This is a genomic window from Kitasatospora sp. NPDC087315 (assembly GCF_044744345.1).
GTDB lineage: Bacteria > Actinomycetota > Actinomycetes > Streptomycetales > Streptomycetaceae > Kitasatospora.
In genome coordinates this window covers 216,698-239,584 of record NZ_JBIUYD010000011.1, presented here as the reverse complement: position 1 = coordinate 239,584, position 22,887 = coordinate 216,698, and the positions used below count along the sequence as shown (strand labels likewise).

Here is a 22,887-nt window from a genome sequence, read left to right as displayed (position 1 = left end):
CGACATGTCTGACCAGGAACCATCCGAGTCCGCAAGGCGCGCTTTCGGGACTCAGCTCAAGGAACTCCGCCGGGATGCCCATCTGTCGGGTGTCGAACTCGCGCAGCGCTGTGGTTGGCACAAGACCAAGGTGTCGAAGATCGAGCACGGGACGCAGATCCCCACCGAGGAAGACATCCGAAGATGGGCAACGGCCTGTGCCGTCGAGGGGCAGACTCCCGAGCTCATCGCGATGAGTCGCGAGATCGAACAGATGTGGACCGACTACAAGCGGTGGCACCGACCTGGGATGAAGCGTCTCCAGTTCCAAGCCATGGACTTGTACGCGAAGACCAAGCTGCTCCGGGTGTACGAGTCGCTGTTCGTCCCCGGCTTCCTACAGACGGTCGAGTACGCCAAGGCGCAGTTCACCATCCATGCCAAGCTGCACGGCCTGCCGTTGGATGACGTGGAGGAAGCGGCACAGAACCGCATGGTCCGGAAACGGTTCCTCGGCACCGGGGCACCGATCTTCTCGTTCCTCCTGGAAGCCTCAGCGCTAACTAACAATACGGGTGGTGCCGAGGTGATGAACGGGCAACTTGACCACCTCCTGGAAGTGTCCAGGCTCCCGTACGTGTCCATCGGGATCATCCCGCAAGGTCGGCCACGGTCGCTCTACCCCGGCGAGGGCTTCTACCTGTTCGATGAGAGCTTGCTCAAGCAAGAGTTCTGGTCGGGGGCGTTCCAGACAGCCAGGCCCGAGAACATCTCGTATTTCGTCCGCGTGTTCGCCGCTCTGCGGGACCAAGCCGTGTTCGGCACTGCGGCCCGGAGCGAGATCGAAGCGGCCCGTGGCCGTCTTCAAGGGACCTGAGGAGCGGTGATCAGCCGACGGCGCCGCCACATCATCGCCACAGAGCGCCGAGAAACGGCCCCGAACGGGCAGAACCACCCTGGATTGACAACCCGGGGTGGTTCAAAGGTAGAGGCTCCCTGACCTGCTGTTTTGCAGGTCAGGGAGCCTCACTCAAGCTAGGCGACGGAAGAGTCAGCCTGTACGCCGGGTTCTGTCTCCCGGGTTGCTTGCGCGGCCCGGGGAGGCGGCCATCCATCTAGGGCTGCCGTTGCCGACAGCCTCGTGCGGTCTACCCGCGGACTCGGGCGAGCAGCCCTCGGACATCCGCGCACGGCGCCCGAGGGCACCGATCTTGACCTTGCTCCAGGTGGGGTTTACCTAGCCGGCCGAGTCACCTCGGTCGCTGGTGGTCTCTTACACCACCGTTTCACCCTTACCCGCCGCCGAAGCGGTGGGCGGTCTGTTTTCTGTGGCACTGTCCCGCGGGTCACCCCGGGTGGGCGTTACCCACCACCCTGCTCTGTGGAGCCCGGACGTTCCTCGGCGAGCCCCTGAGGACCCGTCGCGACCGCCCGGCCGGCTCGTCCGCCGTAGTGGTCATGGTAGCCGCTCGGACGAGGCCTCCCGTACCCCGGGGCCGGGCGCGGGCGGTTCGGCGCCGAAGCAGGCGGCCACCCGGGCGGCGGTGCCGGTGGCCCAGGCGGTGGTGGTGACCAGGCCCAGGACGAGGATCGCGACGCCCAGCGCCGCCACGATCCACCAGCCGGCGTGGCTGGCCGGGGCGAAGCCGGTGGCGAACAGGCCGACCACGGCCGAGGTGACCACGGTGCCGATCACCGCGACGCCCAGCGACTGGCCGACCTGCCGGCTGGTGGAGGCGACCGCCGCGGCCACGCCCGCCTGGGCGCGCGGCATGCCGGAGACGGCGGCGTTGGTGATCGGCGCGTTGACCATGCCGAAGCCGAAGCCGAACAGCGCGTACGCGACCAGCAGCAGGGCCGGCGGGGAGTCGGCGGCGAGCCGGGTGAGCAGGATGCCGCTGGCGGTGAGCCCGAGGCCGGCCGCGACCAGCGGGCCGCGCGGGCCCCGGCCCCCGACGATCCGGCCCGACAGCGGCGCGCAGACCAGCATCATCCCGGCCATCGGCAGCGTCCAGAGCCCGGCCTCGACCGGGCTGTAGTGGCGGACGTCCTGGAGGTAGAGGGTGTTGAGGAAGAGGAAGCCGCCGAGCGCGGAGAAGGCGCAGACGGCCGTCACGGTGGCACCGGTGAACGGCGCGCTGCGGAAGAACCTCGGGTCCACCAGCGGTTCGGCGACCCGCCGTTCCCAGAGCGGGAAGGCGATCAGCGCCGCGACGGCGGCGGCGGCGAGTCCGAGGATCAGCGGGGACGTCCAGCCGTGCCCGGGGCCCTCGATGATCGCGGCGGTGCCGCAGCCGAGCAGCACCACCATCAGCAGTTGCCCGCCCGGGTCCAGCCGCCGGGGCCTGGGGGCGCGCGACTCGGGGACGTAGCGGGCGGTCAGCAGACAGGCGGCCAGACCGATCGGGATGTTGATCAGGAAGATCGACGGCCAGCCCGCGCCGTCCACCAGGAAGCCGCCGAGCAGCGGGCCGAGCGCCATGGAGATGCCGACCACGCCGCCCCAGACGCCGATCGCCCGGGCCCGTTCGGCCGGCTCGGTGAAGGTGTTGGTGATGATCGACATCGCCACCGGGTTGAGCATCGAGCCGCCGACCGCCTGCACCGCGCGGAACACCACCAGCCACTCCAGGCTGGGCGCCAGGCTGCAGAGCAGCGAGCCGAGCACGAAGAGCAGCAACCCGGTCTGGAACACCCGGCGGCGGCCGAACCGGTCGGCGACCGAGCCGAACAGCATCAGCAGCGAGGCCAGCACCAGGGTGTAGGCGTCGATGATCCACTGCAGGCCGGAGGCCGGGGCGTCCAGGTCCTTCTGGATCGCCGGGAGCGCGATGTTCACCACCGTGTTGTCGAGCCCGACGATGAACAGGCTCAGACAGCAGATCGCGAGGATCAGCAGCCTGCGGCGCCGACCGAGCGCGGTGGACTCCGTGCCCGAAGGGGTCGGCGTACGGGAGGGGATCGGATGGGCCACGGGTCGATCCTCCCACCCGGACGGGTCAGACGGCGGCGAAGCGGACCGTCCGGGTGGCGGGATCGGCCACCGTGAGCCGGACCCGGATCAGGCCGCCGAGCGGCAGACCGGCCCGGCCGGGACCGCCGTCGCGGCCGTCCCCGTCACCGTCCCCGTCACCGTCCCCAGCAGCGTCGCAGCGGGCCCGGACGGCGGGCTCGCGCAGCTGGACGGTGCCGTACCCGGGCCGTTCCCCGTCCACGTCGACGACCACGGCGGTGAAGTCCTCGCCCTCCCGCCCGGCCAGCAGTTCCGCCTCCACCAGGTCCACGCAGGCCCGCTCGACCTCGGCGGAGCGGCGGTCCCCGCCGGCCATCAGCGCGGGGACGGCGGGCAGCGCCTCGCGGGCCCAGCCGGGGACTTCGTCGCCGGCGGCGACGGCCGCGCAGACCTCCTGGGCGAAGCGGTCGCCGAGGCGGCGCAGCGGCGCGGTGCAGTGCGCGTACGGGGCGGCGAGCGCGGCATGGGCCGGGTCGGCGGGGGCGGGCAGGCCCCGGGCCTCGTCGAAGGCGCGGTAGCCGGCGCCGCGCAGCAGTCCGGTGCACTCGTTGAGGAAGGCGGCGTGCAGCGGGAGGTCCGGATCGAGGGAGCGGATCAGGTCGGGGTACGGGAGGGTGTCCGGCCAGTCGATGTCGAGCGCGCGGGCGACCAGGCGCAGCCGCTGGTACGCGGTGGCGGGGGCGGCGGGCAGGGTACGCAGCAGGCCGACGCCGGCGTCCAGCATGAGGTCGGCCGCGGCCAGGCCGGTGAGCAGGGAGATCTGGGCGTTCCAGCCCTCGGCGGGGGTGGGCGCGCGGTAGCCGAGGAGGTAGCCGCGCGGGGTCTCCTCGATCTCCTGTTCGGGGACGGGCAGGCTGATCCCGCCGCGGGCGCGTTCCCGCTCCTCGCGCAGTCGGCCGACGGTGGCGAGCAGCGCGAGCTGTTCGTCGGCGCCGCCGGCGTCCAGGGCGCGCTGGACGCCGGCGTAGTCGAGCCGGCGGCGGGAGCGGACCAGGGCGCGGCGCAGGTCGGCGAGGACGAGGGCGCCGTCGGCGTCCAGGTCGAGCTGCCAGAGCAGGGCCGGGCGGGTCTCCCCCGGCAGCAGGCTGGCGGCGTCCTCGGAGAGCCGGGCGGGGTGCAGCGGGACGGGGTGGTCGGGGAAGTAGAGGGTCTGGACGCGGCGGCGCGCCTCGGTGTCGATCGCCCCGCCGGGGCGGACGAAGGCGGCGACGTCGGCGATCGCGTAGTGCACCCGGTAGCCGCCGCCGGGCCGGTGGGCGAGGTGCATCGCCTGGTCGAGGTCGCGGGAGCCGGGCGGGTCGACGGTGAACAGCGGGAGTTCGGTGGCGTCGTCCTCGGGCCGCCGCGGTGCGTCGGCCGCCTCCTCCGCCTCGGCCAGTACCGCTTCGGGCCACTCGGTGTGGATCTCCAGGCGGGCGCGCAGCTCGGCCAGTTCGGCGTTGATCCGGGCGGAGTCGGCGGCCTTGACGCGCAGTTTTCGGCGTGGCATGCAGGCAGCGTAGGGCGAATCGGGTGATTCCCGGCGGAACCGGACGCGGGGCGCGCCGGTCCCGCCGGGGTACCCGGCCGGCCGGCCCCCGGTCAGCGGCCGAGCAGCGCGCGGAGGTCCTTGGCGGCGAGGGCCACGGCGTCGTCGTAGCCCCCGGTGGCCAGGCGCAGCATGAAGGCGACGGCGGCGTCGGGGTGCGGGTCGGTGTAGGGCTCGGCGTTGTAGTCGAGGAAGAGCAGCATGGCCTCGAAGGCGGTGCGCTTGTTCCGGTCGATCAGCGGGTGGTTGCGGGCGAGGCTCTGGCCGAGGGCGGCGGCCTTGGTCCAGAGGTCGGGGTAGGCGTCGCCCCCGAAGAGGCTCGCCTGCGGCCGGCCGAGGGCCGCGAGCAGGGCGCCGAGGTCGCGGATGTTCCGCGGGCCGCCGGCGAGGTAGCTGACGTCCTCCAGGTCGAGGTACTCGACCCGGCGCGTCCCGTCCTGGGCGGTCACAGGTCCGCGAGCCTCTCCAGTGTCTCGGCGTTGGCCTCGCGGATGCGGTTCACCAGGGCGGCCCGGCGCTCCTCCCGGCCGGGCCGGGCCGGCTCGGTGAGGGACGGCTCGGTGAGGGACGGCTCGGTGAGGGACGGCGGCACCTCCGACTGACGGACCTCGAGGACCAGCTCGGCGCGGTCCGCCCCCGGCGCCTCGGTGACCCTGATCCGCCCGGCCATCACGGCCTGCGCCGCCGCGCGCAGCGCGAACTCCAGGGCCTGCCGGGTCTGCGGTGGCAGGTCGGCGGGCAGGCGGACGGCCAGGGACTCCTCCACCGCGTCGTCGTCGCCGGGGACCAGGTCCAGGGGGTGCAGGGTCATCTCGTCACGCTCCTTCTCCGCCCCACGGTAGAGGGGTGACAGCCGTGCGGCCCAGTGAATCAGCCGGCGAAGGGCTTCGGGGAGGAGGGCGTAAGTGCTCGTAGGGTGGCCGGAGGAACAATGATCACAGGGGGTTCGGCCGATGGACGCGGTTCGGGTGACGGGTACGGCGGTGGCCGGGGCGCTGGCGGCGACGGGGGCGCTGCACGCGCTGTGGGCGGTGACGCCGTGGCCGCTGCGGACGCCGGAGGAGTTCGCGGAGACGATGGTCGGGGCGGGCGAGGGGGCGCCGTCGGCGGCGGCCTGCCTCGCGGTGGCCGGCGCGCTCGGAACGGCCGCCTGCCTGGTGGGCGCGGAGGCCGGGGTGCTGCCGGCCGCGGGGCCGCGGTGGGTGCGCCGGGCGGGCGTCCGGGCGGTGGCCGGGGTGCTGCTGGCGCGCGGCGCGGCCGGGCCGCTGGTGTTCGGCGGGCTGACCGAGCGCACCGAGCGGTTCAGGCGGCTGAACGTCCGCTACTACTCGCCGCTCTGCCTGGCACTCGGGGCCGGGGCGGCCGTGGTCGCGGCGGCGGGCCGGGGGCCGGGCCCCAGGTGAGGTGCCGTGCCGGGCCGGCTTTTGCGTAGGGTGGCGGGGTTGTCCACCGCAAACCGTTGATCCACCGCAAACCGTTGAGGAGTCCGCTGTGCTGGTGCTGTTGCCGCCCTCGGAGGGCAAGGCCGCGTCCGGGGGCGGGGTGCCGGTGGCGCTCGACCGGCTCTCGCTGCCCGGGCTGACGGCGGCGCGCGCGCAGGTGCTGGACGCCCTGGTCGGGCTCTGCCGGGGCGACCAGGACACCGCCGCCGAGGTGCTCGGGCTGAGCCCGGGCCTGCGCGGCGAGCTCGCGCGCAACGCGGGCCTGCCGACGGCGGGCGCGCTGCCGGCCGGCGAGGTGTACACCGGGGTGCTCTTCGACAACCTCGGCCTGGCCACGCTGGACGAGGCCGCGTACGACCGGGCCGAACGTTCGCTGCTGGTGTTCTCCGGCCTCTGGGGAGCGGTGCGGATCGGCGACCGGATCCCGCCCTACCGCTGCTCGATGGGTGTGAAACTCCCCGGACCGGGGGCGCTCGGGGCGTACTGGCGGAGCGCGATGGCGTCCGTGCTGCCGGAGGTGACGGACGGGCTGGTCCTGGATCTGCGCAGTTCCGCGTACGCGGCGGCGTGGAAGCCGGCCGGCGAGGTGGCCTCCCGGACGGCGACCGTGCGGGTGCTGCACGAGCGCGAGGTCGCGGGGGTGCTGAAGCGCTCGGTGGTGAGCCACTTCAACAAGGCCACCAAGGGCCGGCTGGTGCGCGACCTGCTGGTCGCGGGCGCCGAGCCGAAGACGCCCGGCGAGCTGGTGGACGCGCTGGCGGAGCTGGGCCACCGGGTGGAGGTCGCGGCCGAGGGCACCGCCCGCAAGCCGTGGCAGCTGGACGTGGTGGTCACCGAGGTGCACTGAGGCGCCGGGGAGGCGGGGCGGGCGCCCCGCCTCCCCGGGCGGTCAGCGCAGGTGGCCGGTGTCGTTGAGCAGCCGCACCGAGGCGTTGCCGTCCGCGTAGTACTGGACGGCGCAGAGCGAGGCGGCCGACAGCTCCATCCGGTAGAGCGAGTCCGGCGGGGCGCCGAGCGCCAGCCGGACCAGCGTCTTGATCGGGCTGACGTGCGAGACCACCAGCACCGTCTTGCCGGGGTGGCGGGCGAGGATCTTGTCGCGGGCGACCCCGGCCCGGTGGGTGAGGGTGGTGAAGCTCTCGGCGCTGCCGGTCGGCTTGGCCTTGGTGGAGCGCAGCCAGGCGTTGAGGTCGTCCGGGTAGCGCTGCTGCACCTCGGCGAAGGTCAGGCCCTCCCAGTCGCCGAAGTCGACCTCGCGCAGCCCTTCCTCGTACCGGACCTCCAGGCCCAGCCGGGCCGCGACGGTCTCGGCGGTCTCCCGGGTGCGGCGCATCGGGGAGCTGACCACGGCCTGGACGCTGCCGCGCGCGGCCAGCGCCTCGGCGGCCCGCTCGGCCTGCCAGCGGCCCTTCTCGGAGAGCTCCGGGTCGCTGCCGCCGCTGCCGGAGAACCGCTTCTCCGGGGTGAGGGCCGTCTCGCCGTGGCGGAGCAGGACGAAGGTGGTCGGGGTGCCGAGGTCGGCGGAGGCCGCCCAGCCCACCTTGGGCGCGGCGGTCTCCAGCGGCGGCTCCTCGGCGACGGCGACGGCGGTGGTGGCACCCGCGGCAACGGCCCCGGCCGCCTTCGGCTCCCACTGCCGGCCGGCCCGGCCCGCGTCCATCGCCTCGTTGGCCAGCCGGTCGGCGTCCTTGTTCCGCTCGCGCGGGATCCAGGTGTACTTGACCTGGCCGCGCGGCAGGACGGTGCGCGCCTCGGCGGCGAGCGGCTGCATGTCGGGGTGCTTGATCTTCCAGCGGCCGGACATCTGCTCGACGACCAGCTTGGAGTCCATCCGGACGTCCACCGAGGCGTCCGGGTCGAGCTCCCTGGCCGCCCTGAGACCGGCGATCAGGCCCTTGTACTCGGCGACGTTGTTGGTGGCGTGGCCGATGAACTCGGCGGCCTCGGCGATGATCTGGCCGGTGTCACCGTCCCGGACCACCGCGCCGTAGCCGGCCGGCCCCGGGTTGCCCCGGGAACCGCCGTCCGCCTCGACGATGAACCTGCGCCCCGCCACCGGATCAGATGCCCGAGTCGGGGGTGCGCACCAGGATGCGGCCGCAGTTGTCGCAGCGGACCACCGCGTCCTTGGGCTCGGCCTTGATGGCGTTCAGGTCGGAGACGGCGAACTCGACCCGGCAGCCCTCGCAGCGGCGCTGGTAGAGGCGGGCCGCCCCGACGCCGCCCTGCTGCTCGCGCAGGCGGGTGTAGAGCTTGAGCAGGTCGGCCGGGACGACGGCGGCGACGGCCTCGCGGTCGCGCCTGACCTTCTCCGCCTCGGCGTCGATCTCGGCGAACGCGGCGTCGCGGCGGCCCTCGGCCTCGGTGAGGACGATGGTCGAGTGCTCCAGCCGCGCGCCCAGCTCGGTCACCCGGGTCTGCGCGGACTCCAGGCGCTCCATGATCTCCAGGACGACCTCTTCCAGGTCGCCCTGGCGCTTGGCGAGCGAGCCGATCTCGTGCTGGAGGTTCTCCAGGTCCTTCGGCGAGGTGATCGCGCCGGAGTCCAGCCGCTGCTGGTTGCGGGCGGACCGGGCGCGGACCTGCTCGACGTCCTGCTCGGCCTTGGTCAGCTCACGGGCGGTGTCGCCCTGCTGGGCCTGGGCGGCGACCACCAGGTCCTTGAGCGCGGTGTGGTCGGCGGTGGCCTTCTCGATCTCGGCGTGCTCGGGCAGGCTGCGACGCCGGTGGGCCAGCTGGTCGAGCTTCGAGTCGATGGCCTGGAGGTCGAGCAGGCGGATCTGGTCGGCGGGCGCGGCGTTCAAGCGGAGAGCTCCTGTGAATCGGGTCAGGCGGTGAAGGACATGGGGGCGTGCGCGGTCCACGGGTCGGTGACCCGGTGGGAGACCTTGGTCTCCACGGCCCAGCCGGACGCGTCGGCGGCCCGGTGCAGAGCCCGCTCGGCCAGGGTGAGCCAGGGCCACTCGGTGGCCCAGTGCGCGGCGTCGACCAGCGCGACCGGCGACGCCTCGGCGGCCTCGGAGGCCGGGTGGTGGCGCAGGTCGGCGGTGAGGTAGGCGTCCACGCCGGCCGCCCGCACCTCGGCGAAGAAGCTGTCGCCCGAGCCGCCGCACACCGCGACCCGGCCGACCAGCCGGTCCGGGTCGCCGGAGATCCGGACGCCGGCGGCGGTGGCCGGCAGGCCGACGGCGACCTGCGCGGCGAAGGCGGAGAGGGTGAGCGGGGGCTCCAGCAGGCCGATCCGCCCGGTACCGCGACGGCCCAGCGGGTCGGTCGGGTCCGGGATCAGCGGGCCGGTGACCCGCACTCCGACGGCCTCGGCGAGCGCGTCCGAGACGCCCGGGTCGGCGTGGTCGGCGTTGGTGTGCGCGACGTGCAGGGCGATCCCGTGCCGGATCAGGGTGTGCACGACCCGGCCCTTGAAGGTGGTGGCGGCGACGCTCGTGGTGCCGCGCAGATAGAGGGGGTGGTGGGTGACCACCAGGTCGGCACCCCACTCGACGGCCTCGTCGACGACCGTCTGCACGGGGTCGACGGCGAACAGCACGCGACGGACCTCGGCCTGAGGGTCTCCGCAGACCAGGCCGACGGCGTCCCAGGACTCCGCCCACTGCGGCGGGTAGACCTCTTCGAGCGCGGTGATGACGTCGGACAGTTTCGGCACCTGTCGAGACTACCGTGCGCGCGGGGGCGGTCGGGCCGCCGGCCGGGCCGCGGCCCGCTGTGCGGCGGGGGCGCGGCGGACGCCCGGGTGCGCGTCAACCTGCGGTTCGAGGTGTTCGGACGGCGCCCCGGGGGCGCCGCGCGCCGGGGTGCCGGGCGGGCGCTGCTCACACCGGCCCGTTCGCACATATTCGAAACCCGTTCCAGATCACCCTTACGAGTGAAGTGACCGCCTTCGCGTTGAGCCTCCCCCGTCTCGAAAGTAACTTCAGTTCTGCGAACGGGAGTTGCCCCGACCCGGGGGGTCGGGACGGCGCTCCGCCGAAGAGCGGGTCCAGGTGTGACCGGGCCCGGGGCGGACGCGGCCGGGGCGGCGCTCCCGTACTTCCGAGAAACCGATCAGGCCGTGGCCGTGCGCCCGGGTGCCGGAGCAGTGGGCACCGGCGGGCGGCGGCCGAGACGAAGGGGTGTGAATGCGGATGGGGGCGGGCACATCGCTGCGTACGGCCGGGGGCAGGGGATCGGCGGGCCACGGGCCGGATGCGGCCGGCCCGTGGCCGGAGGTCGCGCGGACGGCGCTGGCCGGCGCCGGGGGCCGGGGAGGCGGCGACTGGGACGTCACCGTCGAGGGCTTCTGGTGCACGGCCAGGCCGACCGCGGGAGGCGTCCCGGAAGAGCCCGCAGGACAGGGCTGGAAGCTGCACGTCAGCGCGGCGTCCGAGGTCGGCGGCGCGGTGCTGGCGGCCGTCGCCGGAGTGCTGGCCGGCGACCCGTGCACCTTCAAGTTCGCCGCCGGTCCGGAGCGGCTGCACGAGCTCAACTCACGTAACAGCGACCGGGGATCTGCGGGCAAGTTCATCACCGTCTACCCCCGGGACGACGAGCAGTTCCGGCGGCTCGCCGCCGCACTGCACCGGGCGACGGCCGGCCGGCCCGGCCCGGTGGTGCTCTCCGACCGGCCGTACCGGCCCGGCAGCCGGGTCCACTACCGGTACGGCGCCTTCGCGGCCCGCGCCGAGCTGGGCAACGACGGCGCGTACCGGTCGATCCTGCACGGACCCGCCGGGGAGCGGGTCGAGGACGTGCGCGGCGCCTCGTACCGCTGCCCGCCGTGGGCGCGCGACCCGCTGGCGGGCGGCCCTCCGGACGGCGGCGGTGAGCGCGGGCCGGCCACCGGTACGCCGAAGCCGGCCGCCGCCAAGCGGGCCGGCGGGGTGCTGCTCGCCGGGCGGTACGCGCTCACCGCCGCCGTCCGGCACGGCGCCAAGGGCGGCGTCTTCCTCGGACGGGACGCGGGCGGCGGCGCGGAGGTCGTGGTCAAGCAGGCCCGCGCGCACATCGAGGTCGACCGCTCCGGCACCGACGCCAGGACGGCACTGCGCCACGAGGCCGCGATGCTGGCCCGGCTGGACGGACAGGGGCTGGCGCCGCGCCCGGTCGAACTGATCGAGCAGGACGACTCGCTGTTCCTGGTGCAGGAACGAATCGCCGGGCAGCCGCTGGGCGCCTGGGTCGCCGCACGGCTGCGGCGCGACGGCAGCCCGGACGTGGACTGGGCCGAGGCCGGACCGCTCGCCCACGCCCTGCTCGACCTGGTCGAGCGGGTGCACGCCCAGGGGCTGGTGCTGCGCGACCTCTCCCCCGGCAACGTGCTGGTCCGGCCCGACGGCTCGCTGCGGCTGGTGGACCTGGAGCTGGCCGCCGAGGCCGGCACCCGGGCCGGTTCGGCCGGCACCCCCGGCTACCGCGCACCCGAACAGGGGCCTGGGCGGCTCGCCCTGGTGACCGACGGCAGCCGCAGGGCCGAGCCGGCCGCCGATCTGTACGCGCTCGGCGGGCTGTTCTTCCTGCTCGCCACCGGTCACGATCCACTGCTCCCCGAGGACCTGCCGCACGCCCGCCCGGTCGCCGACCGCCTGGGCCGCTGGCTCGCCCTCGCCGCCCGGGCCGGCGGCACCGCCCGGCGGCTCGCCCCGGTCGTCCTCGGGCTCCGGGCGCGGGAGCCGGAGCGGCGCTGGAGCCTCGACGAGGCACGGGCGGCGCTCGCGGCCGGGCCCGAGCCCACCAGCGGACCCATGGACGGACCCGCGCGGACCGAGACGACCGCCCGGGAGCGCGACGCGGCCGTCGTCGACCGGGTGCTGCACGACGGGCTGCGGCATCTCGCCGTGAGCGCCACACCCGAGCGGCCGGACCGGCTCTGGCCCGTCGTGCCGGCCGGGCAGCGGTCGGACCCGTGCAATGTGCAGCACGGCGCCGCCGGGGTGCTCGCCCTGCTCGCCCGGGCGGCGCTCGCCGACGGGCTGCCGGACGGGATACGCGCGGAGGCCCGGCGGACGGCGCGGACCGCCGCCGAGTGGATCGAGCGCCGGTGCGCCGCCGAGCCGGTCGTCCTGCCCGGGCTGCACTTCGGCCGCTCCGGCGTCGCCTGGGCACTGCTCGACGCCGCCGGGGCCCTGGCCGACCGCCCGCTCGCCGAGCGCGCCACCGCCCTGGCCCGCCGGATCCCGGTGACCTGGCCCAACCCGGACGTCTGCCACGGCGCGGCCGGCTCCGGCCTCCTCCAGCTCCGCCTCTCCGCGGCACCCTTGCCCGAGGGCGCCGACGGGAACGACGACGCCGGTGCGAACGACGACGGCCGGGAGTTCCTGGACCGGGCCGCCCGCTGCGGGCACGCGCTGCTCGCCGCCGCCCGGCGCGAGCCGTACGGCACGGTCTGGCCGGTGCCGCGCGACTTCGACTCGGCGCTGGCCGGGATCACCCACCTCGGATTCGCCCACGGGGTCGCCGGGATCGGCGCCTTCCTGCTCGCCGCCGCCGAGGCCACCGGCGACGCGGCGCTGCTCGCCGGCGCCGCCGAGGCCGGGCGCACCCTCGCGGCCACCGCCCGCCGGGGCGACGGCGACAACGGCGACGGCGCACCGTGGACCGTCTGGTGGCCGCAGAGCGCGGGCGACCCGGAGCACGTCCGGCTGGCGCACTGGTGCAGCGGCTCCTCCGGCGCCGGCAGCTTCCTGATCCGGCTCTGGCAGGCCACCGGCGACGCCACCGCGTACGAACTCGCCCTCGCCGCCGGGCGGGCGGTGCTGGCCGGGCGCTGGCACAGCGGTGTCAGCGCCTGCCACGGGCTGGCCGGCGGCGGCGAGTACCTGCTCGACCTGGCCGAGGCCACCGGTGAGCCGGAATTCCGCTCCGGGGCCGAGGAGTTGGCGCAGCTGATCGCCGCCAGGTCGGCCCTGCGGGACGGACTGCTGGTGCTGCCGGACGAGACCGGTACCGGCTGCGCCACCGCGTACGGCACGGGCACGGCGGGCGCGCTCGCCTTCCTGCTGCGGCTGCGGCACGGCGGCCCCCGGCTCTGGGTGGACCCGGTGCCGCCCGCCGCGGCCCGCCACCCCCGGACGACCGGCCGCACCCGGCCGGGCCCGAACGAGACGAGTGCGGCATGAACGTGGCCACCCGTTCCGCGACGCAGGCCCTGCGTCGCCTCAGCTTCACCTTCGCGGCCGGCGGCAGCCACGCGGCCTGTCTGGCCTCCGCCGCCGATGGCGGCTGGTACGCGGAGAGCTGGCACCTGCCGCCGGTCGGGCCCGCCCTGCCGACCCCGCTGCCGCTGCCCGGGAACCGGTCCGAGAGCCTGCGCTCGCAGCTGATCGCGCTGCCGGACGGCTCGGTGCTGGTCTGCCGGCACGACGGCGAACGGCACGACCTGGTGCAGCTCCGGGCCTCCGTGGACGGCCGTGAACCAGCCACCATGGAAAGGCAGTTGGCCTCCATCCGGATGCCCGGACTGCGGCTGCTGCCGATCCCGGCGGCCCCGGGCGACCCCCGTCCGCCGAACGCCGCCCGCGCGCCGGTCGCGCTCGTCCTGGGCACCGACACCCGGCCTGCCACCACCGTGTGGCTGGTGCGCGCCGACGGCAGCGAGCCCCAACAGCTCGCCGAGATCCCCGGGTTGCACGGCGGCGGCGTCTGGCTCGACCACACCGGGGCCCTGCTGGCGCTCGACCGGGTCAGCGCCGGAACCGTCCGCACCGTGGTACTGGATCTGCGCAACGGCACGGTCAGCCCGCTGCTGGAGATCGGCGAGCGCAGCAACGACCGGCTGGTGCTGTTCGACCCGGACAGCCGCTTCGCGATGGTGCGCAGCGACGCGCCCGGCACCGACCGGCTCGGCTGGGGCGTGCTGGGCGGGGACGCACCGCTGCGGTTCCCGGACCGGCTGCACATGGCGGGCATGTTCCTGCGGCCGGTCGCCCTGCGGCCCGCGCCGGACGGGGCCCGGGTGGCCGTCCAGATCGACCACGGCGCCGGCTCGGCGCTCGCCCTGTGGCAGCCCGCCGCCGGGAGGCTGGACCCGCTGCCGGTGCCGCCCGGCCGGCTCGGCGCGGTCGGGCACTGGTCGGCGGCGGGACTGCGGCTGCCGTACTCGTCGCCCGACCACCCGGCCGCGCTGGCCACCCTGGACGTGGACGCGCTGCTGCGGCACGGCCCGCCCACCGCCGTGTCCGGACCGGTGCCGCTGCCCCTGCAACTGGCGCCGCTCGGCTCGGGGCTGCCCGGTCCGTGGCGGGACACCATCCTGCCCTGGCAGCCCGGCGCACCGCGCGTCTCCCGGACGCCGCTGCCCGGCTGGCGGCTGGACGGCAGCACCCCGCCGTGCGACGGCGGCCGCTGGCAGCCCGCGCAGAGCCTCGAACTCGCCGGACCGGCCGGGCCGATGGAGGCCGTGGTGTACGGCGGCGACGGCTGGCTGAGCAGCCCGCACCTGGTGCTCGCACTGCACGGCGGCCCGGCGGACGCCTGGCGGCTGGAGTTCGATCCGGCACTGCAGCGGATGGCGGCCGAGGGCCTGGCCGTGGTGGCGCCCAACCAGCGCGGCTCCACCGGTTACGGGGTGGCGCACGCGATGGCCATCCGGGGCGCCTGGGGCGGTCCCGACCTCGACGACATCCTGTACCTGCTGGAGGGCATCGCCGGTCAGCGCGCCGCGCTGGGCCTGGAACCGCCGGCCCTGTTCGGCGTCAGCTACGGCGCGTTCCTGGCCCTGCTGGCGGCCGCGCACGCGCCCGCCGATCAGGTCGCGCGCTGCGCGGTGGTCGCACCGTTCCTGTCCGGCGGCCGGCTGCTGGCCGAAGCGGCGCCCCCCGTCAGGGCGTTGACGACCCGGCTGGGCGGCGGCGAGCCGATCGAGGACGCCCGCGGACCACGGGACGTGCTCCAGCTCGCGCACCGGCTGAGCGCACCGCTGCTGGTGGTGCACGGGGACCGGGACGAGGTCGTCCCGGTGAGCCAGTCCCGTTCACTGCGGCACGAGCTGCTGCGGATCGGACGCACCGAGGGCGCCGACTTCCGGTACGTGGAGGCGGCCGGCGCCGGGCACGAGGTGCTGGCCGAGGAGGGCGCGGCCGTGCTCCACGAACTGCTGGCCGCCTTCCTGCGGACCGGCCGGCCGGGGTGACCACCCGGCCCCACAGACTCCCGGGCCTTGCGGCCCGGGGACGGACCCCGGCGCGGCGGACCGAGCCGCCCGGGGAGCAACACCCGACGCCCGCAGAGCAGATCGCGGCGGGCGGAAGTACCAGGGGAGGAACCCGATCATGGAGAACATGGTGGACTTCGAGACCGACCTCGCGGCGCTCCAGGAGCTGCCGGAGACCGAGTCCGTCGAGCTGACCGGCCACGGCGGCGGCTGCCAGTACACCTGTCTCATCCTGACCTGCCTGATCTTCACGATCAGCTAGTCACGCGGCACCCGCGGGCGCCGTTCCCGCCTGTCCGGACAGGCGGGGACGGCGCCGTCCTGCTTCCCGGCGACCCGTTCGCCCTCCTCCTCGTTCTTCTTCGCCCTCTCTCCTTCGACCACTCACCCGACGGGAGCCCTTCATGCCCCGCCGCCCCACCACCGGCTGGACCCTCGCGCTGGCGGTCGCCCTGCCCGTCGAGGCCGCCACCACACTGGCCCTGCCCGCCACCCTCGCCGGGGCCGTCGACGCCGCGCTCGACCGTGAACCCGGGCCCGGCGCCCTCGTTCTGCTCGTCCTCGCCCTGGGGACGGCCGCCGCCGCCAACGCGGTCGCCGCCGCGGCCGGTCCGGCCTGCGCGGCCGAGACCACCGCCGCCCTGCGGGCACGGCTGGTCCGCCGGCTGCTCGCCCTCGGCCCCGGCGGCCGGCTGCTCCGCGGCGGGCCGCCCCCCGGCGACCTGGCCGCGCGCCTGGTGGGCTCCGCCGCCGACGCGGGCGGCCGGCTGCCCGCCGCCCTCGGCGCCGCCACCGCGCTGTTCACCTCGGCCGGCGCGATCGTCGGGCTCGGGGTGCTGTCGCCCTGGCTGGCACTGGCCTTCTTCGCCGGGGTGGTGCCCGGAGTGGTGCTGATCAGGCTGTTCCTGCGGGAGGCCGGGCAGGTGTTCGTCCGTTACCAGGAGGTCCAGGCGGACCTCGCCGCCCGGCTCACCGGTGCGCTGACCGGGCTGCGCAGCATCCACGCGGCCGGCGCCGAGCGGCGCGAGGCGGCCCGTGTCCTGGCGCCGCTGCCCGCGCTCTCGGCGGCCGGGCACGCGCTCTGGTCCGCCCAGCGCCGGACGGCGTGGCAGGCGACGCTGCTGATCGCCGTGGTCGAGGTCGCGGTGCTGGCCACCGCCGGCGCGCAGGTGGCGGCGGGCGCGCTGGCGCCCGGGTCGCTGGCCGCGGCGGCGGGCTGGGCGGCGCTCGGGGCCGGACTGTTCGAGCAGATCGAGGCACTCGTCGGGGTGGCCCACGCGCGGGCCGGGCAGGCCCGGGTCGACGAACTGTTCGCCCTCGCCCCGGCGGCCACCGGGGCGCGCGCCCTGCCGGACGGCGGCACCGGCGAGCTCGTCTTCCGGGGCGTGGTGGTCCGCGAGGGCGGCCGGGTCCTGCTCGGACCGGTCGATCTCACCGTGCCGGGCGGCCGCACGGTCGCCCTGGTCGGCAGCTCCGGCAGCGGCAAGTCGCTGCTGGCGGCCCTGCCCGACAGGCTGCGCGACCCGGACGAGGGCCGGGTGCTGATCGACGGCGTCCCGGTGGACGAACTGGCCGCGTCCGAGCTGCGCCGCGCCGTCGGCCACGCCTTCGAACGGCCCGTACTGGTCGGCCGGACGGTGCGCGAGGCGCTGGACGGCGCCGGCCCCGAACAGGCCGCGGCGGCCCGCGCGGACGGCTTCCTGCGGCGGCTGCCCAAGGGCTGGGACACCCCGCTGAACGAACTGCGAATATCCGGCGGAGAGCTTCAACGCCTCGGACTGACAAGGCTGTTGGCGCACCCCACCCGGGTGGTGGTGCTGGACGACGCCACCTCGGGGCTCGACCTCGCCACCGAGTACCAGGTGACCGAGGCCCTCGACCGCGCCACCCATGGACGCACCCGACTGGCGGTCGCCCACCGCGGCACGGTGGCCGCCCGCGCCGACCTGGTCGCCTGGCTCGACGGCGGCCGGCTGCGCGCCCTCGCCCCGCACTCCGAACTGCTGGCCGACCCCGACTACCGCGCCGTCCTCTCCGGCGCGGCCCTCTCCGGCGCCGCCCTCGACGCGGCCACCGCCTGATGGGCCGCCACAGCTCCCCGCGCGCCGGGGCCCGCCGGTTCCTCGTCGCCCGCTCCCCCGGGTGGGCCCTGCTGGCCCACCGGCTCGCCACCACCCGGGGGCCGCTGCTCCGGCTGCTGGCCTGGTCCGGAGCGGAGGCGGTGCCGCCGCTGCTGTCCGGGCTGATGGTGTCGGCCGCCGTGGACCAGGGCTTCCTCGCCGGGCGGCCCGGTGTCGGAGTGGCCTGGCTGGCCGGTTTCGGGGCGGCGACCGCCGTCCGCGCCTATGCGGCGCGGGCCGGGTTCCCGCATCTGGCGGCCGTGGTCGAGCCGCTGCGGGACGCCCTGGTCGAGCGGGTGGTCCGGGGTGCGCTCGCCCGCTCGCACGCCGACCCGGCCGAGGTCGCCCGGCTCACCGAACAGGTCGAATCCGCCCGCCAGTTGACCGCCACCCTGCTGCGCACCCTGCGCGGCGTCGGGGTCACCCTGGTGGCCGCCCTGGCCGGTCTGGCGCTGCTCGCGCCGGCCGTGCTGCCGCTGGTCCTGCTGCCGCTGCTCGTCTCGGGCGCGCTCTTCGCCCGCCTGCTGCGCCCGCTCGTGGCCCGCCGCCGGGCCGTGGTGCTCGCCGAGGAACGCCTGGCCGCCGACGCCGTGCCCGCCCTGCACGGGCTGCGCGACATCCAGGCGACGGGCGCGGACCGGCGGGTCGCCGAGGCGCTGACGGCGACCGCCGAGGCGAGCGCGGCCGCCTCCCGCGCACTCGGCCGGGCCGCCGCGCTCCGCTCCCTGGTGGTCGCGCTGGGCGGGCGGCTGCCCGTTCTCGCGGTGGTCGCGGCCGCGCCCTGGCTGCTCGACGACGGCGGGCTGACGGCCGGTGAGCTGCTCGGCGTCACCACCTATCTGCTGCAACAACTCGACCCTGCGGTGCGGACGCTGGCCGGTACGGTCGGCGGCTGGCTGCTGGGCCTCGCGGTCGTACTGGACCGCCTGGCCGCCACCTCCCCCGACCCGGCCGAACACGAACCGGCCGGGCCCGAACCGGCCGGGCCCGAAGCGCCCCGGCCCGGCCCGGCCGAGCCGCCCTGCGCACCTGCGGCGGCGGCCACCGCCACCGTCCGGCTCACCTCCCTGTGCTACGCCCACGGCCCGGGCGCCGAGCCGGTGTTCGCGAACCTCGACGTGACGACGGCCCCGGGCGAGCACCTGGCCGTGGTCGGCCCGAGCGGAACGGGAAAGTCCACCCTCGCCGCGCTGCTGGCCGGCCTGCTCGCACCGCTCGGCGGCGGGCTGACCGTGGCCGGCGTCCGCCCGCACACCCTCCCCGGCCCCGAACGCGCCCGCCTGGTGGCGCTCCTGCCGCAGGAGGCGTACATCTTCCCTGGCCCGGTCCGCGCCAACCTGGCCTGGCTCGCCGCCCCCACCGAGGCCCGGCTCACCCACGCGGTCGAGCTGCTGGGCGCCGGAGCCCTCGTCGCCCGGCTGGGCGGCCTGGACGCCGTAATCGCCGACCCCGCCGCGCTCTCCGCCGGGGAGCGCCAACTGCTGGCACTGGTACGGACCTATCTCTCCCCCGCGCCCGTCGTGGTTCTCGACGAGGCCACCTGCCATCTGGACGCCGCCGCCGAGGACCGGGTCGAACGGGCCTTCGCCGCCCGGCCGGGAACGCTCGTCGTGGTGGCGCACCGGCTCGGTTCGGCCCTGCGCGCGGACCGCGTCCTGCTGCTGGACGGCGGGCGCGGCGTCCTCGCGCGCCACGGCGACCTCCAGGTGCTGTCCCCGCTCTACCGCGAACTGGTCGGCCACTGGTGGGGGTCGGCAGGCCCGCGCGGTGCCGCGCCGGTCACCGGGCACCCGTCATGATCTCGATAGGATCTCGCCCGTTCCGGCCGTTATGGTGGCCGGGACGCGGGCCGTGATCACCGGCTGTGGCGCGCTTCCGGCGCCCGACCAGGCGCCCGATCGCGCCCGCGGCGCCGGCCAGGCGCCGAAGCACCTGCACCCTCGCACGGAAAAGACGATTCTGATGTCCGACACCCTCACCGACACCACCGGACCCACGACCCTCGGGACCGACGCCGACGAGACCACGGCCGAGGACAGCGCGTCGCACGGTCGTCACCGCGGCCGTTCCGCCGCCGACGACCGTCCCGAGGCCGACCCGCACGGCCGCCACCGGCTCGGCGCCGGTACCGACCGGGGCTGACCGAAGCCGCACGCGGCGCAGGCCGAACGGGACAGGGCCCGCCGACCACGGCGGGCCCTGTCCCGTTCGGCCTGCGCAGCCGCCGTCAGTCGAACGTCACCACCGTCCGCAGCGCCTCGCCGCTCCGCATCTGCGCGACGGCCTCGTTGACGTCCGCCAGCCCGACCCGGTGGGTGACCATCCCGGCCAGGTCGATCCGCCCGGCCCGCCACAGCCCGGTCACCAGTGCGATGGTGCTCGGCACGGACGCGCCGCCGTACAGCGAGGGCAGCAGCCGCTTCTCGTTGAAGAACAGCTCGCCCATGCCGAACTGCGCCAGGTCGTCCTGCGCCCCGGCGCCGATCACCACCACCGCGCCGCCGCGCCGGGCCGCCTCGTACCCGGCCCGGACGGTGGCCGCGCGGCCGACCGCCTCGAAGACGTAGTCGTACCCGCCGCCCGGCAGGGCCTTGGCGGCGGCCTTCAGCTCCTCGGGGGCGAGGGCGTCGGTGGCACCGAAGGCGAGCGCCCGCTCCCGCCGCGAGACGACCGGGTCGACGACGGTGATCCGGCCCGCGCCGCAGACCCGGGCGCCCTGCACGGCCGCGACGCCCACCCCGCCCGCGCCGAGCACCGCGACCGAGGCACCCGGCTCGACCCGGGCGGTGTTGACCGCCGCGCCGACGCCCGTGGTCACCCCGCAGCCGATCAGGGCGGCCGACTCGTACGGCAGGTCGGCCGGCACCACGATGACCGCGTCCTGGTCGACCACCACCTCCTCGGCGAACGCGCCGGTGCCGTAGAAGCCCGAGGCCTCCACCGGGCCGTCCGGGCCGCCGTCACCGAAGCGGAAGGCGGGCGCGCCGAGCCGCCGCAGGCTGGCCACGCACAGGTGGCCGCGCCCGCGCCCGCAGTGGGCGCAGCGGCCGCAGGGCGCCATCCAGCAGAGCACCACCCGGTCCCCGACGGCGACGCCGCTCACGCCCTCGCCGACCTCCAGCACGTCCCCGGCGCCCTCGTGGCCGGGGACGAACGGCGCGGGCTGCGGCAGCACGCCGCTCATCGCCGAGAGGTCGGAGTGGCAGAGGCCGGCCGCCCGCAGGCGGACCCGTACCTTGCCGGGGCCGAAGCCGACCGCCAGCACGTCGTCGCGGACGTCGAGCGTGTCCTGGCCGGTCTTGTGCAGGATGGCTGCGCGCATGGAGCTGCTCCCGAGGTCCCCGCGGATCGGTGGTCGGGCCGATTCTGGCACGCCTCGCCCGTCCGGACTGGAACGCGTTCCACCCACCCAGCGGAACCCGGGTGCGTGGTGTCGGCCCCCACTGGCATGATCATCCGCCGTGTCCACACCTGTCACGACCACCGCCGACTCCGTCCGGACCTGCCCGCGCTGCGCCGCGCGGCTGGACGCCGACCCGCGCTTCACCGTCTGGTGCCCCCGGTGCGAGTGGAACCTCGCACCGGAGCCCGAGGCCGAGCCCACGGAGAAGAGCGGGGCCGCACGCACCCGGGCCGTCCGGCGCGAACAGGCCGCCGCCGACCGGGCCGAGCAGCTCTACCGGGAGCTCGCCGCCGGGCGCGGCACCGCCACCGGCCGGCGCGACTGGCTCGCCGCGGCCGCCGTCGCCGCCGTCGTCCACCTGGCCACCGCCGCCCTGTTCGGCTGGGCGCTCTGGCTGCTCGTCACCGGGAACACCCCGCTCAGGTGCCTGGGCGCGGCCGCCCTCGCGGTCGTCGTCCTGCTGCGCCCGAGGCTCGGCCGGGTGCCGCGCGACGAGCATCTGCTGGACCGCCGCCGGGCGCCCGCCCTGTACGGCCTGGCGGACCGGATCGCCGCGCAGCTCGGGACGGGGCCGGTCGGCGTGATCCGGATCGACGGGTCGTTCAACGCGAGCATCGGGGTGGTGGGGCTGCGCCGGCGGACCGTTCTCACCCTCGGTCTGCCGCTCTGGGAGGCGCTCGACGAGCAGCAGCGGATCGCCCTGCTCGGCCACGAGTTCGCCCACCGGGTCAACGCCGACCACCGGCGCGGCCTCTGGCTCTCCTCCGCGATCGGCGCACTGGCGCACTGGCACGACCTCGCCCGGCCGCGCGAGCACCCCGGGCAGCCGGGCGGCCTGCGGCTGCTGTTCCAGTTCGCCGAGCTGATCAGCGGCGCGGTGCTGCACGGCCTCGCCTGGCTGTTCTGGCGGGCCCTGCTGCTGCTCGACCGGCTCACCGCCCGGGCCGGGCAGCAGGCCGAGTACCACGCGGACACCCTCGCCGCGCGGACCGCGTCCACCGAGGCGGCCCGCGGGATGCTGGAGACCCTGCTGCTCGGCGGGGCCGTCGGCACCCTGGTCACCCGGCTGCGGGCCGACCACCAGAACCGCCCCCGGGCGGGCCGCCGCGGCATGGCCGCCCGGGCCGGGGCAGCGCACGCCGAGGCAACGCGCGACCTGGCCCCGGCCTCCGACGCGCTCTGGGAGCGGCTGCGCGACCACCTCGCCGCCGTCCCCCCGCTGGAGCGCGAGCGGCTGCGGCGCCGCTCCGCCCTGGACCGGTGCGCCGTGGACGCCACCCACCCGCCGACCCATCTCCGGCTGGCGCTGCTCGAACGGTCCACGCCGGTACCGGCTGCCATCACCGCGACCCCCGCCGAGTTCACCGCCATCACCGCCGAGCTGGCCCCTCACCGCGAACGCGTCGCCCGCGTCCTGCTGGCGGGCTGACGGCGGACGGGCCCGCCACGGACGGGCGGCGGGCAGGTGGGCGGGACACCCCGGCGTACCGTCCAGTAGGGTCCGACGGTGGGCGGTACCGCCCACCGACCCCCGGCAAGGAGCGCACCATGTCCGACGTCCTGGAGAGCACCCGCCCGACGCCCGAGGTGCTGTCGGCGTTCGAGGCGGCGACCGGGTTCATGCCGGTGGACGAGGGCCTGGCGCTGTACGCGGCGGCGGTGACGGCGGCCCGCCGGACCGGTCTGCCGGTGCTGGAGATCGGCACGTACTGCGGCCGCTCGGCGATCCTGCTGGCCGCCGCCGCCCAGGAGACCGGCACGGTGGCGCTGACCGTCGACCACCACCGCGGCTCCGAGGAGCAGCAGCCCGGCTGGGAGTACCACGACCCGACGCTGGTGGACCGGGAGGTGGGCCGGATGGACACGCTCCCCCGGTTCCGCCGCACCCTGCACGCGGCCGGGCTGGAGGAGCACGTGGTCGCCCTGGTCGGCCGCTCCCCGCAGATCGCGGCGCTCTGGGGCGGCCGGCTCGGCCTGGTCTTCATCGACGGCGGCCACACCGACGAGCACGCCACCGGCGACTACGAGGGCTGGGCGCCGCACCTGGCGCCCGGGGGCCTGCTGGTGGTGCACGACGTCTTCCCCGACCCGGCGGACGGCGGCCAGGCGCCGTACCGGGTGTATCTGCGGGCGCTCGCCGAGGGGTTCGAGGAGGTCTCGGTGACGGGCTCGCTGCGGGTGCTGCGGCGCGCCGCGGGCTGAGGCCGCGGGCATCCGCCGGGGTCCCAGGATCGACGGACCGTCCCACGGGCGGCGG

Annotated in this window: 19 protein-coding genes and 1 other RNA gene; 11 read left to right on the top strand and 9 right to left on the bottom strand. The window is 76.1% G+C overall.

Annotated elements, in window-relative coordinates; translation table 11 throughout:
• The first annotated feature begins 4 nt into the window (after positions 1 to 4).
• Complete coding sequence (locus ACIO5D_RS18380) at positions 5 to 856, top strand: helix-turn-helix domain-containing protein (protein ID WP_400796327.1); 852 nt, start codon at positions 5 to 7, stop codon at positions 854 to 856.
• 166 nt (positions 857 to 1,022) lie between these two features.
• On the opposite strand, the gene rnpB is transcribed toward ACIO5D_RS18380, so the two are convergent.
• The 5 genes from rnpB to ACIO5D_RS18355 form a co-directional block, all read right to left on the bottom strand.
• Positions 1,023 to 1,422: RNase P RNA component class A (rnpB, locus tag ACIO5D_RS18375), an RNA gene on the bottom strand.
• Between the two features lie 13 nt (positions 1,423 to 1,435).
• Positions 1,436 to 2,953 (bottom strand): MFS transporter, encoded by a 1,518-nt coding sequence (locus tag ACIO5D_RS18370; RefSeq protein WP_400796324.1) that lies wholly within the window; start codon positions 2,951 to 2,953, stop codon positions 1,436 to 1,438.
• Positions 2,954 to 2,978: 25 nt separating this feature from the next.
• A complete protein-coding gene (locus ACIO5D_RS18365; protein WP_400796321.1) occupies positions 2,979 to 4,481 on the bottom strand; it encodes an RNB domain-containing ribonuclease in 1,503 nt (500 codons plus the stop codon).
• Positions 4,482 to 4,573: 92 nt separating this feature from the next.
• Complete coding sequence (locus tag ACIO5D_RS18360) at positions 4,574 to 4,969, bottom strand: Fic family protein (protein WP_363610037.1); 396 nt, start codon at positions 4,967 to 4,969, stop codon at positions 4,574 to 4,576.
• On the bottom strand, positions 4,966 to 5,331 hold the full coding sequence (locus ACIO5D_RS18355) for a hypothetical protein (protein WP_400796318.1): 366 nt from the start codon (positions 5,329 to 5,331) through the stop codon (positions 4,966 to 4,968). The genes ACIO5D_RS18360 and ACIO5D_RS18355 overlap by 4 nt, the downstream gene beginning before the upstream one ends.
• A 142-nt stretch (positions 5,332 to 5,473) precedes the next feature.
• Between ACIO5D_RS18355 and ACIO5D_RS18350 the strand changes: the two genes are divergently transcribed.
• Both ACIO5D_RS18350 and yaaA read left to right on the top strand, forming a co-directional pair.
• Entirely contained in the window at positions 5,474 to 5,923 is a 450-nt protein-coding gene (locus ACIO5D_RS18350) for a DUF3995 domain-containing protein (RefSeq protein ID WP_363610041.1), read from the top strand.
• Positions 5,924 to 6,011: 88 nt separating this feature from the next.
• Entirely contained in the window at positions 6,012 to 6,809 is a 798-nt protein-coding gene (gene yaaA / locus ACIO5D_RS18345) for a peroxide stress protein YaaA (RefSeq protein ID WP_363610043.1), read from the top strand.
• 42 nt (positions 6,810 to 6,851) lie between these two features.
• On the opposite strand, the gene ACIO5D_RS18340 is transcribed toward yaaA, so the two are convergent.
• The 3 genes from ACIO5D_RS18340 to ACIO5D_RS18330 are packed head-to-tail and all read right to left on the bottom strand — an operon-like array spanning position 6,852 to position 9,626.
• Positions 6,852 to 8,018 carry a bifunctional RNase H/acid phosphatase gene (locus ACIO5D_RS18340; RefSeq protein ID WP_400796314.1) on the bottom strand — a complete coding sequence of 389 codons (1,167 nt, stop codon included), beginning with the start codon at positions 8,016 to 8,018 and terminating at the stop codon, positions 6,852 to 6,854.
• Between the two features lie 4 nt (positions 8,019 to 8,022).
• Positions 8,023 to 8,766, bottom strand: a complete 744-nt coding sequence (locus ACIO5D_RS18335; protein WP_363610047.1) for a C4-type zinc ribbon domain-containing protein — start codon at positions 8,764 to 8,766, stop codon at positions 8,023 to 8,025.
• Positions 8,767 to 8,789: 23 nt separating this feature from the next.
• The gene (locus ACIO5D_RS18330; protein ID WP_400796311.1) at positions 8,790 to 9,626 is read right to left on the bottom strand and encodes a Nif3-like dinuclear metal center hexameric protein; all 837 of its coding nucleotides are present in this window, start codon (positions 9,624 to 9,626) and stop codon (positions 8,790 to 8,792) included.
• A gap of 478 nt (positions 9,627 to 10,104) precedes the next feature.
• On the opposite strand from ACIO5D_RS18330, the gene lanL reads away from it, so the two are divergent.
• The 6 genes from lanL to ACIO5D_RS18300 all read left to right on the top strand — a co-directional run bounded on the left by lanL (position 10,105) and on the right by ACIO5D_RS18300 (position 19,369).
• The gene (lanL, locus tag ACIO5D_RS18325) at positions 10,105 to 13,074 is read left to right on the top strand and encodes a class IV lanthionine synthetase LanL (protein ID WP_400796308.1); all 2,970 of its coding nucleotides are present in this window, start codon (positions 10,105 to 10,107) and stop codon (positions 13,072 to 13,074) included.
• Positions 13,071 to 15,086, top strand: coding sequence for an alpha/beta hydrolase family protein (locus ACIO5D_RS18320; RefSeq protein WP_400759068.1), 2,016 nt, complete (start codon positions 13,071 to 13,073; stop codon positions 15,084 to 15,086). The genes lanL and ACIO5D_RS18320 overlap by 4 nt, the downstream gene beginning before the upstream one ends.
• A 139-nt stretch (positions 15,087 to 15,225) precedes the next feature.
• On the top strand, positions 15,226 to 15,369 hold the full coding sequence (locus ACIO5D_RS18315) for a VenA family class IV lanthipeptide (RefSeq protein WP_153882823.1): 144 nt from the start codon (positions 15,226 to 15,228) through the stop codon (positions 15,367 to 15,369).
• 142 nt (positions 15,370 to 15,511) lie between these two features.
• Complete coding sequence (locus tag ACIO5D_RS18310) at positions 15,512 to 17,188, top strand: ATP-binding cassette domain-containing protein (RefSeq protein ID WP_400796306.1); 1,677 nt, start codon at positions 15,512 to 15,514, stop codon at positions 17,186 to 17,188.
• Complete coding sequence (locus ACIO5D_RS18305) at positions 17,188 to 19,026, top strand: ATP-binding cassette domain-containing protein (protein ID WP_400796303.1); 1,839 nt, start codon at positions 17,188 to 17,190, stop codon at positions 19,024 to 19,026. Before ACIO5D_RS18310 ends, ACIO5D_RS18305 begins: the two co-directional genes overlap by 1 nt.
• Before the next feature lie 163 nt (positions 19,027 to 19,189).
• Positions 19,190 to 19,369, top strand: coding sequence for a hypothetical protein (locus ACIO5D_RS18300; RefSeq protein WP_363610059.1), 180 nt, complete (start codon positions 19,190 to 19,192; stop codon positions 19,367 to 19,369).
• Between the two features lie 85 nt (positions 19,370 to 19,454).
• Here ACIO5D_RS18300 and ACIO5D_RS18295 read toward each other — a convergent pair whose 3' ends face one another.
• The gene (locus tag ACIO5D_RS18295) at positions 19,455 to 20,549 is read right to left on the bottom strand and encodes an alcohol dehydrogenase catalytic domain-containing protein (protein WP_363610061.1); all 1,095 of its coding nucleotides are present in this window, start codon (positions 20,547 to 20,549) and stop codon (positions 19,455 to 19,457) included.
• A 139-nt stretch (positions 20,550 to 20,688) separates the two neighbouring features.
• On the opposite strand from ACIO5D_RS18295, the gene ACIO5D_RS18290 reads away from it, so the two are divergent.
• Positions 20,689 to 22,059, top strand: coding sequence for a M48 family metalloprotease (locus ACIO5D_RS18290; RefSeq protein WP_400796300.1), 1,371 nt, complete (start codon positions 20,689 to 20,691; stop codon positions 22,057 to 22,059).
• A gap of 119 nt (positions 22,060 to 22,178) precedes the next feature.
• The gene (locus ACIO5D_RS18285; RefSeq protein WP_400796297.1) at positions 22,179 to 22,832 is read left to right on the top strand and encodes a class I SAM-dependent methyltransferase; all 654 of its coding nucleotides are present in this window, start codon (positions 22,179 to 22,181) and stop codon (positions 22,830 to 22,832) included.
• Positions 22,833 to 22,887: the final 55 nt, after the last annotated feature.